Source organism: Paucibacter sp. XJ19-41 (assembly GCF_028462495.1).
Lineage (GTDB): Bacteria > Pseudomonadota > Gammaproteobacteria > Burkholderiales > Burkholderiaceae_C > Roseateles_E.
In genome coordinates, this window is the sequence record NZ_JAQOWX010000309.1 from 1 (window position 1) to 386 (window position 386).

Here is a 386-nt window from a genome sequence, read left to right on the forward strand (position 1 = left end):
TTGGGAGGGGCTACCGCGCAGGCGGCACCCGTTGTCAGCTTCTCGCCGTCCAGCATGAGCGTGGCCGTCGGCGGTCCGTATTCCATCGATGTCAACATCAGCGGCCTGGGTGGGCAGATCGTCTCGGCGTTTGATCTCAACATCAAGTACAACCCGGCGATCGTTGGCTTCACCGGCTACACGCTGGGCGCGGGGCTCGGTGGCGCGTGGTTCAGCATTGAAGCCTCGGTGCCGCCGATGGACTTCGGCGTGCAGGCCTTCTCGCTGGAGGGCGACGATGACGTTCTGGCCGGCGACCAGACGGACGATGCCTTCACCTTGATGACGCTGAGCTTCGATGGCCTGGCCGACGGTTTCTCGCTGCTGAGCTTTGGCAACAGCCCGGA

The 386-nt window shown here is 64.2% G+C and carries 1 protein-coding gene; it reads left to right on the forward strand.

Annotated elements, in window-relative coordinates:
• Positions 1-54: 54 nt before the first annotated feature.
• Positions 55-386 (forward strand): hypothetical protein (locus PO768_RS29130; RefSeq protein ID WP_272648843.1); only part of this gene is annotated, 332 nt, incomplete at its 3' end.